General features: G+C 56.8%; 13 protein-coding genes. 11 read left to right on the top strand and 2 right to left on the bottom strand.

All coding sequences use genetic code 11. From position 1 onward, the window contains the following. Positions 1-49: 49 nt before the first annotated feature. From HU748_RS12000 to HU748_RS11965, 8 genes are all read left to right on the top strand, one after another. Complete coding sequence (locus HU748_RS12000) at positions 50-283, top strand: hypothetical protein (protein ID WP_156343784.1); 234 nt, start codon at positions 50-52, stop codon at positions 281-283. A 27-nt stretch (positions 284-310) separates the two neighbouring features. Next, on the top strand, positions 311-1,501 hold the full coding sequence (locus HU748_RS11995) for a pepsin/retropepsin-like aspartic protease family protein (RefSeq protein WP_186720478.1): 1,191 nt from the start codon (positions 311-313) through the stop codon (positions 1,499-1,501). A gap of 215 nt (positions 1,502-1,716) precedes the next feature. Next, positions 1,717-2,676, top strand: a complete 960-nt coding sequence (gene dsdC, locus HU748_RS11990; protein WP_238343339.1) for a DNA-binding transcriptional regulator DsdC — start codon at positions 1,717-1,719, stop codon at positions 2,674-2,676. Between the two features lie 49 nt (positions 2,677-2,725). After that, on the top strand, positions 2,726-3,214 hold the full coding sequence (locus tag HU748_RS11985) for an OmpA family protein (protein ID WP_186720477.1): 489 nt from the start codon (positions 2,726-2,728) through the stop codon (positions 3,212-3,214). A 53-nt stretch (positions 3,215-3,267) separates the two neighbouring features. After that, positions 3,268-3,669, top strand: coding sequence for a peptidoglycan-binding domain-containing protein (locus HU748_RS11980; RefSeq protein WP_186720476.1), 402 nt, complete (start codon positions 3,268-3,270; stop codon positions 3,667-3,669). Between the two features lie 50 nt (positions 3,670-3,719). Next, complete coding sequence (locus HU748_RS11975) at positions 3,720-5,369, top strand: penicillin-binding protein 2 (protein WP_346655467.1); 1,650 nt, start codon at positions 3,720-3,722, stop codon at positions 5,367-5,369. A 33-nt stretch (positions 5,370-5,402) separates the two neighbouring features. Then, positions 5,403-6,356: a retropepsin-like aspartic protease gene (locus HU748_RS11970; protein ID WP_186720474.1), complete on the top strand. Its 954-nt coding sequence runs from the start codon at positions 5,403-5,405 to the stop codon at positions 6,354-6,356. A 185-nt stretch (positions 6,357-6,541) separates the two neighbouring features. Continuing rightward, the gene (locus tag HU748_RS11965) at positions 6,542-7,225 is read left to right on the top strand and encodes a hypothetical protein (protein WP_186720473.1); all 684 of its coding nucleotides are present in this window, start codon (positions 6,542-6,544) and stop codon (positions 7,223-7,225) included. 55 nt (positions 7,226-7,280) lie between these two features. On the opposite strand, the gene HU748_RS11960 is transcribed toward HU748_RS11965, so the two are convergent. Together HU748_RS11960 and HU748_RS11955 are read right to left on the bottom strand one after the other, a co-directional pair. Further along, a complete protein-coding gene (locus tag HU748_RS11960; RefSeq protein ID WP_186720472.1) occupies positions 7,281-8,069 on the bottom strand; it encodes an OmpA family protein in 789 nt (262 codons plus the stop codon). A gap of 39 nt (positions 8,070-8,108) precedes the next feature. Continuing rightward, entirely contained in the window at positions 8,109-8,492 is a 384-nt protein-coding gene (locus HU748_RS11955; RefSeq protein WP_186720470.1) for a DUF4398 domain-containing protein, read from the bottom strand. Between the two features lie 284 nt (positions 8,493-8,776). Here HU748_RS11955 and HU748_RS11950 point away from each other — a divergent pair, with 284 nt between their 5' ends. The 3 genes from HU748_RS11950 (at position 8,777) to HU748_RS11940 (ending at position 13,964) form a co-directional block, all read left to right on the top strand. Continuing rightward, entirely contained in the window at positions 8,777-9,970 is a 1,194-nt protein-coding gene (locus HU748_RS11950) for a D-alanyl-D-alanine carboxypeptidase family protein (RefSeq protein ID WP_186720468.1), read from the top strand. 246 nt (positions 9,971-10,216) lie between these two features. Continuing rightward, positions 10,217-10,873: a glycosyltransferase family 25 protein gene (locus HU748_RS11945; RefSeq protein WP_186720467.1), complete on the top strand. Its 657-nt coding sequence runs from the start codon at positions 10,217-10,219 to the stop codon at positions 10,871-10,873. A 166-nt stretch (positions 10,874-11,039) separates the two neighbouring features. Next, positions 11,040-13,964, top strand: coding sequence for a S8 family serine peptidase (locus HU748_RS11940; RefSeq protein WP_346655466.1), 2,925 nt, complete (start codon positions 11,040-11,042; stop codon positions 13,962-13,964). The last annotated feature ends 508 nt before the right edge of the window (positions 13,965-14,472 follow it).

The following is a 14,472-nucleotide window of genomic DNA, read 5'->3' as shown; positions in this document are numbered from 1 at the left end:
TGCGTGCGCGCGCAATTTGATTAACTGAGTGTACGAAAAGAGGTCATTGATGAAGATCACAGTTTCCAAGGGGATGGCGATTGCATTCGTCATATTGTGCAGCGGTTGTAAAACGATGGATCAACGATTGGATGAGTGTCAGGCGTACGGTGTAAGCCGGGACGTCTGTTATCAAGCCGAACGTGATGATATGCGCAGCGAACGTGAACATGCCGGTGAACGGTTTGACCGTGCGGTACGGGATGCAGAGAACGTCAAGAAACGCCGCAAGCATTCAAACTGAACCAGCCATTCGTCGAGGCACCGCAACGTGATCTGGGATAACAAACTCTTTCTTTGCATAAGTGCACTGATCTTCATGCTGCTCTGCACGGAGTGGTTGCACAGCTCGCACCTTGAGGAGGGTGCGCCATCTCAAAGTAAAAGTTACGAGCAGCCATTCGACACTGTGCCGCTGGTGAGCGTGCACATTGCCGGTAAGTATTACAACTTTCTCCTCGACAGTGGTGTCCCGGTGGTGCTCCTTGACAGGCAGTTGGCTCGTCAGGTCACAGTGCCCTTGGACACCCGCACCCTCGTCGACAAGACCGTGTACCAGGATCTCACCAAACTTCAGGGTACGCGTGGTGCGGTGGATCCTTCCCGGTTCGACCTTATCAAGCCCGTCGCTTTGAAACTTGGGCCATTCTCGCTTGTAGGCCAGGATGTCTGGGTGTCTACGGATCTATCTCCGCTGAGTGAGGCGATTGGCGTGCAGGTCAGCGGGATACTGGGTGTGGACACGTTCAGGCAGTTCAGTTGGGATGTGTCCAACGAAAAAAAGGTCATCCAGATTACTCAGCGTCCGCTTGAAGTGAGTGCGTTCGATGAGTGCATTGGTTACTCCGATAAATACGGTTCACAGCCGGAGCTCTTGTTGGCAATGGGTGAGCAGCAGGTGCTCATGCCCATTGATACCGGTGCGTCGAGGAGCTATATCGCCAAAGAGCTTGTCGATCACCTGAGCACGGAGAAGGGGGCTCTGCAGGTGAATCCGGGTATGGACGTTGTCGCCAACGCCAACGGAATCTCAGAGTTGTCGCGTTATGTGGTCAATGCCGTCACCCTTAACAATCAGCCACTGGGCATGATGGAAGTGCACGAAGTGCCTGATCGATATGGCGCGGGCATGGATGTGTTGAGTCGCTTCAGTCGCTATGCCTTCATTCCATCGAAGATGATGTTTTGCTACAGCGGACTCAAGCCAGTAGATCCCTTGCCGCTGGCCTATCGTGACATACGGATAAAAGTGCGAGATGGGCAAATCACGCTCGATTACAACACGGTTGACCAGTTGAGGGAGTCGAGTTTGCTCAATGGAGATGTGATCAAGCAGGTCAACGGTCAAGTGTATGTGCCACGTCAAATAGAGACGGTGAGAAATCTATTGAAGACGACCCCGCCTGGCAAACTCAATTTGCACATTATTCGCAATCATCAGGTTATGCAGGTCGATTTATAACGCTTGGGCGTGCGGGCGTTGGCAGGACAATTGAAACTGCGTTAACAGTCACCTGACCACGGATCATTTGCCGATGTATCGCGTGAGTGTTTACCGTTGCGCGTGTGCAATCCCGTTCCAGGTGACGCAGTGCGGTCCGAGGAGGCAGTAACCACAGGTGCGGCACTGATAAGAACATCGGTGAGTTATAACCAGCGCAGTTCGCGCAACAGTCAATGAGTCGTGAGCGGTTAATGAATTACCTGATTCGAAAAGATCCTGGTTTACCACGAGTACAGGGTGCACACCTGTCCAATCTGCATACCTTTCTGATTGCCGCACGGCACCTGAGTTTTTCCAAGGCTGCCGATGAATTGTTCCTGACCGCAAGCGCTGTAAGCCATCGCATTGCCCGGCTGGAGGAAGGGCTGAAGCTGAAGCTGTTTCACCGGCTGCCCCGCCAGGTAAGCCTGACGGCCGACGGCGAGCGGTTCTACCAGATCATGCAGAACACCATGGATGCGCTCGACCAGGCCATACAGTCACGCGCCGATGAACAGGTGCGTGGGCAACTGAGCCTGTATGTGCGTCCTTCCATCGTGCAGTGCTGGCTGATCCCAAGGCTCGCTGGCTTCGTAGAGCAATATCCTGATGTGCAGTTGGATATCCGCGTGGGTAATGAGCAGGTCGACTATCGCACCCGCAGCGTCGACCTCGTGCTGTGTTATTCCGACGGTGATTACCCCGGGCTTGTGAGCAGCCGAATCATGGCCGAGCGCATCGCGCCGGTCTGCAGCCCCGAATATGCCCGCCGCCATGGCCTTGATGGGCGGATGGACGAACTGCAGCGCTGCACCCTGATCCATGACTGCGCCGCCTGGCACAACTCGTCTTTCGACGCCGAGTGGCAACTGTGGCTCAGGGCGGTAGGCAGCGAGGCCCCGTTGAGCTCGCGGTTCCTGACTTTCGACCGTTCCGACCTGTGCATGCTCGCGGCGATCAATCACGCGGGTGTGGCGATAGGCCGCGAACAGTTGGTCAAGAACGCTTTGTCCCGCGGGGAACTGATAGCGCCCTGGGGCAGTTTCCAGCCGGCCAACGATTACGCCTATTACCTGGTGCATCCACCCTTGGATCCGCTGCCAAGGCGTATGCAAGTGCTGGTCGACTGGTTGAAGCAGCATGCCTTTGCGTGAGTGGCCAGCCGACCCTTTCCTCGAATTCGATTCAGACGGAGGTAGACCTGTGGCTTCAGAAAATATCCTGGCACTTGCGCTGGTCATGGCGGGCCTTTCGGTCATGACGGTGCAATCTGCGTCCAAGCCTTCCGCGCTTCAGGCAGGCGACAAGCCTCGTGCAGCTAGCGATGTGGTGGAAGGGGGAGACCACTATCTGTACTTCGAGTCCGACCAGGCCACCTTGAGCGAGGACGATCTATACGACCTGCAAGCCTTGGGTTGGCAACTGGCGCAAAACCCAGGTCAACGGGTGTGCATCAGAGGCCATGCCGATCAGTTCGAGCAGTACGAGCCCAGCGTGGCGCTATCGCGCGCCAGGGTGCAGATGGTCAGGTATGTCTTGCTCAAGCAGGGGGTGCAGGCTCGGCAGATCGTCACACGGGCGGTCGGTAATCGCTTGCCTATCGAAACCCGGCCAGACGAGCGTCACCAACAGGTAAACAGACGTGTGGGCGTGACGTGGTCCGAACCGGGCAGGGGAGTGGCTTGCCAATGAGGCCGGTTGTCGCAACGGCGTCGGTGTGCGCCGGACTGTTGGCCCTTGTGCTCATGTCTACCTTGGTTGTGTCGCTGCGTCAGGCCGTCATGCCACAGCAGGGCACTGTTGCTCCCGCGCTGAAAGAGCAGGCGCCTGCGTTGAGCGAGGTCTGCGAGAGCCTGGACGAACAAGCCTTTGCCGCGCTTGGCGCACGTATGACACGCGACCTGCAACGGATACTTGCCGAGCAAGGTTACTACCGAGAGCCGCTCGATGGGTGTATTGGCAGTGCAACGCAACAAGCGCTCTACCGCTATCAGCGTGACAACGGTCTGACCGCCACGGGTGCAATCAATGCACCTACCCTGACTCATCTGGGTATCCCGGTACCTGCGTGGTTGTTGCACCACAAGGACGCACCCGCCACGCCGGATAACGCTCAGTCGCCCAGCAGCAGCCCGACATCGCCATGAGACCTGCGCAAGCTTCGAGCCCCTGGCGGTTCCGTGTTGCGGTCGCGTTGGTGGTGGTGCTGTCGGCAGTCTTGTGCGTCAGGCTGTTCCAGTTACAGGTCTCAGGCAGCGCCTTCCTGATCCAGCAGGGCGACTCCAGAAGCCTGCGGCATCTGCAATTGCCGGCGTCCAGAGGCGTGATCACCGATCGCAGGGACCAACCGCTGGCGGTCAGCACGCAAGTGACCACGCTCTGGGCGGACCCGCGGATGCTGCAATCGCAGCGTGCACGCTGGCCGGAACTCGCCAGGCTGTTGGACATGGACCCGGCGAAGCTGAACCGGCAGTTGGACGACAATGCAAAAAAGGCGTTCGTCTACTTGCGCCGACGCCTGCCCCCTGATGAGGCCCAACGACGGCTCGACAGCCTGAGGAACGCGGGCATTCAGGGGGTTGCCGGGCTGGAAGAGTCCCAGCGCTTCTATCCGGCCGGTGCGACAGCCGCGCACATCACCGGCTTCACCGATGACAATGACCAGGGCATCGAAGGTGTCGAGCTGGCATTCGATAGCGCGCTTCAAGGCGTGCCAGGTATCCGCCAGGTGATCAAGGACCGCAAGGGCAATCTCAGTAGCGATCTTGGTACCGTGCGTCCCGCGCGGCCTGGCCAGACGCTGAAGCTGTCGATCGACATGCGTCTGCAGTATTGGGCCTTTCGCGAACTCAAGCGTGGAATCGAACAAGAGGCGGCAACGGCCGGCTCCGCTGTGGTAATGGACATCCGCTCCGGTGAGTTGCTGGCGCTGGTGAGCTTGCCGACCTACAACCCGAACAATCGCGCATCGTTGCCCCGCGAGGCCATGCGCAATCGTGCACTGACCGATGTCTTCGAGCCGGCGTCGTCGGTGAAGCCATTCGCCATGGCGGCAGCGCTCGAAAGTGGTCGCTGGAAGCCTACGGATACCGTGGACGTAGGTGACGGTACGCTCAAGATCGGCCGTTATACCGTGCGCGATGTATCAAGAAGCCAGGGCAGGGTCCTGGGCTTGAGTGATGTCTTGCTGCGCTCCAGCAACGTCGGCATGAGCAAGATCGCCTTCGATATCGGTGGAGAGCGGGTTCATTCCTTGCTGAGCAGGGTCGGCTTTGGCGTCGATACGCAATTAGGTTTTCCGGGTGAGCGGGCAGGAGTCCTGCCTGCGCATCGGGTCTGGAACCCTGCAGAAACCGCCACGCTGTCTTATGGCTATGGCCTGTCGGTCACCGCGGTCCAGCTGGCGAGGGCATACGCAACGCTGGCCAACGAAGGGCAGTTGGTGGAGCCGACGCTTGTGGCCCGGCAGCCATCACAGGGCAGTGAGCAGGTGTTACCTGCCGATGTGGCCAAAGCGATCACCCAGATGCTGACCCGTGTGGTGGAGGCCAATGGTGGCACCTTCCGCGCGCGAGTCCCTGGTTATCAGGTAGCCGGAAAGAGCGGCACCGCCCGGAAGACCGCAGCCGATGCTCGTGGCTATCGAGCCAATGCCTACCAAGGCATCTTCGCCGGATTCGCTCCGGCAAGTGCACCTCGCTTCGTGGTGGTCGTGGTCATCGACGAACCCAGCAAGCGTGGCTATTACGGCGGCCTGGTGGCAGCTCCCGTATTCAGCCGGATCATGGCCGCGGCGCTGCGATTGAACAATGTCCCTGGCGATGGCTTGCGGCCAGCGGTGCAGTAATGAAGCTCAATCATGTACTCAACGGAGGTAACCATGGCGAAGATCGCCCCTGACGGCAGCATCAAGACCATCTTCCTGCTTGCTCTGCTCGCATTCATGGCGACAGGCTGCGACCAGCCCGGCGACGCGCGTGGTCGGGTAGATCTGGCGCTCAAGCCTGTGTTGAAGGTCGAGGCCCGGAACGGACTGGTCGTGCCAGTGACCATCGGCGGCCGACGCTACAGATTCCTGCTGGCGACGGGTTCGAATTTCACCATCCTCGACCAGCGGCTTGCAGGCGACCTGGTCTTGGATATGGCCCCGAGCGAGATACCGGAAATCTACCGTGAGGGCGTAACGACCATCAGAACCACCCTCGGCGGCGACCGGCTTGGCGTCGCTCATCCCTTGCCATTGCAGATTGGTACGCAGACTGTCATGGGAAGTGATCCGTGGCTGACGTTGGATCTTTCCGCCTATGAGCAGCTCATGGGCGTGCGAATCGATGGTCTTCTGGGGATGGATACTTTCAGGCGTTTCAGCTGGATCGTCGACAACCTCGAGCAGACGCTGCTCATCGCTCAAGGCACGCCATCGCTCTCCGACTACGACCACTGCAGCGGCTACAGCGACAGTCACGGCAACTCCCCGACGCTCTGGTTCAACTATTCAGGACAACCCGTGCCGCTGCAATTGAACACGCTCCTCGAGGAAAACTCGCTGCCTGAGCAAGCGGTTGAGAAGCTCCGGAGCCTGGGTGGGCGGGTGACGGATCTAGCCATCGAAGGCGGGATGACCGTGCCTCTGAATGCCAAACTCTGGGCGGACTTTCGGGTGGACGGTCTAGAGATGGACGACTGGCCCGTGGGTGAGGTGCTCTTCGCCAGCGCCACCGATGACGAACAAGGGGTCGGCATGGACTTCCTGGCGCGGTTCGATCGCTATGCCTTGCTGCCGTCCGACATGCTGTTCTGCTTCAACGCACGCGCTACCGCTCGACGCTTGTAGATACCGATAGAACAGCCTATCCACGGTGCCTGCTCTGCGCGCATTGCGCCCTGATTATTCACGTTCTTTTCGGGGGCATCCTAAATACAGGATGCCTTGATATTTCAGAAAATCGACGAACCTATATTCGGCGTTCGCGCGTCGCCGTTTATTCATGATGTGCGCGATACCAGGAACTCATAGCTATGTTCAAAACTACGGCCCTCGGAAACTTGGAAGTCGATGGGGTTTTCTGTATCAGTATTCGGGAACGTTCAGATCGTCGGGCGCTCTTCAACAGCGAGTTTGCCTGTAGCCAATTACCTATCGAATTTCTGTTGGTAGAGCGTGACAATGAATGCCCGGAACGAGGCTGTTTTACTTCTCATGCAGCGTGCGCCCAGTTAGCGTTGAGGCGGGGTTACCAGCGAGTGCTTATTCTGGAAGACGATGCGACATTGGTGCCGTTCAAGTTGAATCAAGTGTCACAAATTAACGCGTTCCTGAACCGCCATGAGCCAGAACTTTTTTACTTGGGCGCCAACCTCGGCAAGGTCTGGCTTACCTGGTGTCGGGGAATCGCACGGGTCCGCGCCAAGGGGACGCATGCGTATATCTTGTCCCGCGCGGGCTGTGAGCGCCTGGTGAGTCATGCACCTTATGCGGGGGAAGCGATTGACCGGGTTTTCTCGAAGCGATTCAAGGCGTTCATGGCGTTTCCGATGTTAAGTCAGCAGCAGTCGGAAAATCTGGCCCCCAGCGACATCGTTACCTCCCGCTCACTGGATGGCACCTATCCCGACGAAATCTTTTGGAAAGCCAACTGGCGAAAGCAGTACTTCCAGGTGCTGAAGAATATCGGCAAGACGCTGCTTCATCGGGATATGTAGGCCAATGGCCCAGGCGCTGTCGACGACAGCGCCTGGGCCATTGGCGGGCGGGCTTTCAGAGGTTCGCAGGTGAAAGGCGGCGATCCGTGACTGGCTGGTCGTCATTGGAAATGGTGACTTCCACGCGACGGTTCTGCGCACGGCCAGTGCTATCGGCGTTGTCCGCCACCGGGAAATCCTCACCGTAACCCCTGACCACAATGCGCCGCGGGTCGACCCCAGCGCGCACCAAGGCGGCCTGGACGCTGGTGGCCCGGCGATCGGAGAGCTTCAGGTTGTAAGGCGCCGGGCCTTTGCTGTCGGTAAAACCTTCAACGATCACCTTGCGCTCGGGATTTTCATTCAGGTACTGCGCAAGACGCCCAATGTTGGCGTGGGCACTGGTCCTGAGCGAAGCCTTGTCGAAGTCGAACAGCACATCACCGAAGGTGACCACGGTGCCGCGTGGTGTCTGCTTGGCATTGAGACTTTCGCGCAGCTTTCGAATCTGCGCTTCGCGGGCTTCGAGTTTGGCCTGTGCCCGCAGGGCGCTGGCGTTCCTCAGGTCTGCTTCGGCAACACGCAGTGTCACTGTCTGCCTTGCAACCTCCACCCGCTGGTTGCCCAGGTAGGCCAGGTGACTGACTTTCTGTTCGTCTTCTCCATCGAGGTAGGCCAGGTCAGCCTGGTCCAGAGCCTGCTCGGCCTCTTTGGTCTCGACGGCGGCGACCTGGCTTGCCTGTGGATCGCTCTGCAGCGTGGCGAGGTTCACGCGTGCCTGCTCCAATTGAGCGTTTGGCGCGTGCGAGCAGCCAGCGATAGCGCCCAGTGTCAGCAGGGCGGGGATCAAGAGGGTCTTTTGCATGAATGCATTTCCTTTCAAACACAATGGGTAGGGCGCTGTTTACCGGGCGCTGCGCATGGCCTCGCCGAGGACGTCCTGGGCTCCGCGCTGGGCGTCGCTTGCCGCCTTCACAGCCTTGGCGGCCTGGGCTTTGCGCTCTGCAACCCTGGCGTCCCATTCCGCTTGCTCGGCAAGCCTGCGGGCCTCGCTGTTGTCAGCACCGTGCATGGCGACTGCGGCCTGCTTGAGCTTGTCCTGGGCCGCGCGCATCTCGATGGCGGCGAACTCGGTACCCCCAGCGCCGACGGCGGCGTCCACCTGGGACTGGGCTACAGCGTACTGGGCGCTCGGTGAGTCGCTGGCGCAACCTGTGAGCAGGGCGCAACACCCCAATGCCAATATCAATGTGCGCTGCCTGCCGATAAGTACATAGGGCTTTATCATGGCGAATTATTCCTTTACGAGAGTTCAATGTGTGCAGAGGAATCATGCGTGCCGTAAGTTGTAGTTGTTCGGGATTGCTGAAGTTCATCTTGCGCAAAAACTATAAGTACTGCGCGTTAGCGGGTAAATACGTGATATTTGCTCATGTTTGGCGTGATGGTGGTTAAGGCGTTATCGGATGCGCAGGCATCACGCTATCGATGATGAGCGATCATTTGGCAAATTACTGTCGTTTAGGTTTTTATCGGGTGCATCCATGCCCTGTTCGATAATCTGGAGACCTGATGAAGTCTTGCGTGACACCCACGGCGCGTTTTCGCAACCATCTGACTATTGCCGCCTGTAGCGCCACGCTGTTGATCTTGAGTCAGGCGGTACTTGCCGGCGGCGCTAATGTATCTGCAAAGGCTTATGTGTTGATTGACCCCGATACGAAACAAGTTCTCGCGCAAAAGGACGGGAATCGGCGATTCGAACCCGCCTCCACCACCAAATTGATGACGGCGTTGTTGGTGTTCAAGGCGTTGCGTGCCCAGCACATCGACCTGCAGCAAAAGGTGTCCATCAGTGGTTCTGCCTGGAAAAAATCGGGCACGACCATGTACCTTCACGCCGGCATGGAGGTCACCGTGGACGATCTGATCAAAGGCCTTCTGGTGCAATCAGGCAACGACGCGGCCTATGTATTGGCTGAGGTGGTGGGCGGTACGGTCGATCAGTTCGTGATCATGATGAATGCCGAGGCGCAACGCCTGGGTATGCTCGATACCCATTTCATGAACCCTGCTGGCCTGCCTGAAGAGGGCCACCTCAGCAGCGCCGTCGACCTGGGTGCCTTGGCGCTGAGGTTGGTGAACGGATTTCCTGACTACGCGCACTATTTCGCGATCAAGGAATATCACTATCCCGGAACGCCGACGGCCAATCGCAGGAATCGCAATTCATTGCTGTTCAGCGATCCGACCGTGACGGGCATGAAGACAGGCTACACAGCGGCAGCAGGCTACTGTCTGGTGGTGACTGCACAGCGGCGAGTCGATGCCACGCATGAGCGCGGCATGCTGCTGGTGCTGCTGGGCGCCGAGAATGAAAAGCGCAGGGCCGAAGAGGCGGCGGGCCTGATCAGTTGGGGCTACCGTGCCTTCGAGCAGGTTCAGGTAGACCAAGCCTTGGTATCTTTAGATTCCCTCAAGGTCTGGAAGGGTATGACCAGTCGCGTGGAAATTGGGTTTCAGGCCCCGGTCACGCTATCAGTGCCTACGGGGCAGCAGGCGGGCCTGACGGGCGAGGTCGAGTATTTCGAGCCGATTATCGCGCCGGTCGAGCAGGGCCAGCAGGTAGGTGTGGTGCGTTGGAGCCTGGCGGGTAGTTTGATCAAGGCCGAGCCGATCATCGCGCAGCATGCCGTACCTGAGGGCGGATGGCTGAGCCGGGCATGGGGGAGTCTGTGCCTTTGGTTGAGCGGCTTGTTGGAGTGAGGCTCGTGGAGTGTTGTTAATGCCGGGGACATGTGCGCGACGGGTCACCGAAGGCGAGGCGTGATCTGCCCCAATGCTGTCAGGCAACTCGTTGGTGTTTCGCAACTAATACTCATGTTTTCGACCTGGCAGCCTCGACTGTACGGACGGCGCTAGCTTCAGCGAGGGCAGATATAAGAATCCTCCTATATATTGGAGGGTGGATGCAGCTCCAATATTTCCAGCCAGTTGAGTCGGGTGGTTGGAATGCAGAGTAAAATTAAATTTGATGTTGACGCTGTTTATTGCATTTCGCTCGATGTGCGAAGCGACAGGCGAGCGTTATTCAGACGCGAGATCGGTGAGCGACTCGGCCAGCGAGTGATCTTCCACATCGCGCAAAAGGACAGCAACCCACAGCGCGGCTGCTATCTGTCTCATCAGAGACTTGCCCAACAAGCGCTCGATGAAGGTCTGGGCAGGATTCTCATCTTTGAGGATGACGCGAAACCCTACGACGTCAAGGTGGGTTGTGTCGCGTGGATAAATCGTTTCATGCGCACGCGACACTTCGAATCCTTGCACCTGGGTTACAGCATGGGGCGAACGTGGCTGACGTGGTGCCCCTTCATTGCGAGAGGGCGCGTAGTCGCTCTTCATGCCTATGTGCTTTCGCGAGCGGGCTGTGAGATTTTGGCAAAAACTCCCTATGACGGTATCCCAGTGGACGTGATGTTCAAAAAGCGGATTCGGCAACACTGCGTATTTCCGATGATGTTCCGACAGCATTCCGCTAGCGAGGCGAGCAGTGATATCGAGGGGGTGATCAAAAACGAAGATGAATGGTGGGAAAACAATTGGCGAAAGCACTGGCGTTCGCCCATAAAAAACTTCTGGCGCACACTATTGCGGCTTGACTTTTAAGTCGGGTGACGTTGTGTGGATGTCGACAAGCAGCGGTATTTCGGAAATCTCGCTGGCACCGTATTCAGCTTGGCAGGGTCAAGACTATCTAGCCAGGCGTGGGCGTTTTCGGAAGTCATGCTGGCGCCTACTCTTGACTTGATTTCCTATTGAATAAGAACGTACAGTGAAGCCGTCCTTGAACAAATGCACTCTCGACGCAAAATCATTAACACAGCTCGCCCTGGCACCCCTGCTGGCCGCATTATCGAGTCACGCAAATGCAGCGAATAACTCTAGTGGGTGGGAGCAGGATTATGTTGACGTACCTGCTGCTCGCGAACTAAAACTGTTCGGTCGCGGAGTCGACGTGGGTGTCATTGATCGCGGGTTTCTTCCGCAGCACCCTGCTTTTTTCGGGCTGGATATTCGACCACTGATCAACCGTACAATCATCAATGACATGGCGTTTGACTCGGATCTCTCAATTCCCAAGTTCGGTACAGACAAGAAAACCGGACTACCCACGATTGAAAGTCATGGGGCGAGTGTTAGTGGAATTATCGCATCGCGCACAGAAAGCCTTGGTGAGTTCACATTTGTAGGTGGCGTTGCGCCTGAGTCTCGACTATTTCAAACAGAGGTGGGAGAAGTGGATGAAGACGAGGATGAGGATGAGTCGGATGACAATGCAGTAGAACTCCCATCCTCCTTGCTGACGCCCGGAAAAGAGGAATACTTTTACGGCGCACTGTCCACGCTTCAGCAGAAAGCACCTTCGGTTAGAATAATCAGCAATAGTTATAATGATGACCCTATTGGCGAGACGCCCGAATCGGTCGATCTGGCGTACTCAAGAATTGACCCCGCCGCTAAGCACCCCTTCATTGACGAACTCGTAAGTGGCGTGAAAAGTGGGCGCTTATTCACATTCGCTGCAGGTAACGAAAGTAACGTTCAACCTGGGTTGCTCGCGACATTGCCTCGATATAGGCCAGAGCTGGAGAGTGGCTTTCTGAGCGTGGTTGCAGTTGGGGCAGACGGAAGGTTGACGGACTATTCAAATGAGTGCGGTGTTTCAAGAGACTGGTGCTTGGCGGCTCCAGGCGACCTGTATGTGGTGGACGCGAGCGTGAACGAAGATGGTAATATCGAGTATGTTTATAAGGAGAGTGGTGGAACCTCTTTTTCAACCCCGCTAGTGAGTTCAAGCGCAGCATTGATTGCTGAGCGGTTTCCTTATCTCAGTATTGCGCAGGTAAGAATGACGTTGCTGACGACGGCCTCGGATCTTGGCAATCCTGGTGTGGATACCGAATTCGGTTGGGGGCTTTTAAACCTAGGAAAAGCAATCAAAGGGCCCGCGATGCTCTTTGGCGATCAAACCTTGACGATGAACCCAACCGCGCTTCGCTGGAGTGGTCGTGACGTCTGGAATAACGATATAACGTCTGGTGGCACACTTACCAAAAGCGGTGCAGGTACTTTGACCCTTGCAGGCAACAACCGTTTTTCGGGTGTTACTGTAGACCAGGGCGAGTTGGCGCTTGACGGTACCAACCAGTTCTCTACAACTAGTCATGTTCGCAGTGGGCGGCTGGCCGTGAATGGCGCGTTGACGGGCCCAGGACTGACGGTCGCTGAAAGTGGTGAATTGCGCGGCAGGGGCCAGGTGAATGCACCTACCAGATTGGAGGGTACGCTCGTAGTCGACCGGGAGGTCAGCGCACTATCCTTCACTCGCTCGCTGGAACTGTCGACTACCAGTACCCTCAAGACCACAGACAGCCAACATGCGGCAATCCGCCTTGAAGGGCCAGCGGCATTCGCTAATCTCGGCGGTCGAATTCAGCTCACCGCTGGACCTACCCATAGCGTTGGAACCGTACAACCGCTCATCGTTGCGAGCCAAGGAGCAGGTTACGGCGGTGGCTTCGATAGCTTGCAACAAGCCCCGGGACTCGCCGAGCGAGGCATGCGATATGACCTGAGATTCCGCCAGCACTCTGTCGATTTGATCTTGGCATCGACAGAGCTGCCCGGCCAAAAAGACTTGAGAGGAAATACGGCGAGAACTGCAAGTGCGCTAAACGCGTTGCGAGATCGACCTATCGCACTGCGTGCGGGGGCTTATAACGAATGGCTTCAAAGCAATTTATCGAGAGGCTATCTCGACGATCTGCCTCGCAACGCGGGTGGTCAGGTCTATGCCGACAGTTTAGCGTACTTGAGTCGGCAACCTATCGCCGTAAACAATGCTATGTCTTCCGAACTTTCCAATGTCTCTCCTGGCCAGACGACTCGATTGTGGATGCAAGGCCTCACCTCTGGACAGCGCAATGAGGGCGGCTCGAGTGCCAGTAACAGCACAGAGCGAAGCGACGGCATAGCAATTGGCATCATCCAAAAAATCGATGAGCAAAATCAAGGTGGGGCTACGCTAGCCCAGACTAAAGGGCGCGTGAGCAGCGCCGGTGGAAAAGTTGAATTTGATATCACTCAGCTTTCTGTTGGTTTCATTCATGCTTTCGACAGCCTGCAGCAAGGCCCCTACCTGAGCGGTATCCTCGGGGCCGGTTATTTTGATGCTAAGAGTAAAAGGGATCTGACCGGGTTCACGAGTGCAAAAGGGGACAGCAATGGCCAGCTCTATCATGCGAGCATCAACGTTGGGTACCAGCAGTGGTATGCAGACTGGCGTATCGAGCCCAGGATCGGGTTGGTGGCAACACATACACAATGGAGCGATAGGCGAGAAAAGAACAGCGAGCTGGCGCTGGGCGTGAATAAAGCGAGTAAGGACGCTACCTTCGCTACTGTTGAACTGAGTATTGGGCGCGGCATACCGATGGGTAGTTGGTCAGTCGAGCCTGAGCTTAACCTTGGCTACCATCGTTCTTTGAGTTCACGAGGGGCAAGCAGCACCGCTACCCTTGAAGGCATTGAGGTGAAACAGAACTCGGCCGAACAGTCTCGCGATCTTTTAAGTGCAGGCTTGGCCGTGCGTGCGCGTCACGGAAGTGTACAGGCGAGTTTGGCGCTCAAAGAAACCCTCGGAGAAAAGATCGGAAACAGTGCTGGCGCTACGCTTAAATTAAGTTACGAGTTCTGACGGAAGATATATCGTTCTTGACGTGCTCTTCAACTGCTCGCGCGGCTTTTGGAGGGCATGATATACACATTGATGATGTTCTCTCGGTTTTTGGAGGCGCTGTAGTATGTGGCTAAAACAACTTCCTTTAGTGATCGGTGCGAGTATGGCCTGCTTGGCCCTGTCTGCCTGTAATGATAGTGGCAATGAACGAAAAGACGTTAGTGCGTCATTGGCGGCTCAAGATAAGGCCGCTTACATATGTGAAGGCACGGAGGTGGATGTAACCTTCATTGGAGAGGACGCTGCAAACGTTTTCGTCGGTGGCAAACTTTTCACTCTGGAGGAAGAGCGCACAGCTTCAGGGGCCAAATATTCCGACGGAAAAGGGAACAGTTTATGGGCGGAGGGCGAAGTTGAAGCGTTACTGACATTGAGTGGGCAAGGAGTTCGTAAATGCACTGCTGTACTTTAGGGGTTCTCCGATCAAGTCAGCACCTTTTCGGCATCCCTAAGCCATCCATTTCCG

The organism is Pseudomonas sp. RW3S2 (genome assembly GCF_014268955.1).
GTDB classification, from domain to species: domain Bacteria; phylum Pseudomonadota; class Gammaproteobacteria; order Pseudomonadales; family Pseudomonadaceae; genus Aquipseudomonas; species Aquipseudomonas wayambapalatensis.
This window is presented reverse-complemented; position numbering and strand designations above follow the sequence as displayed.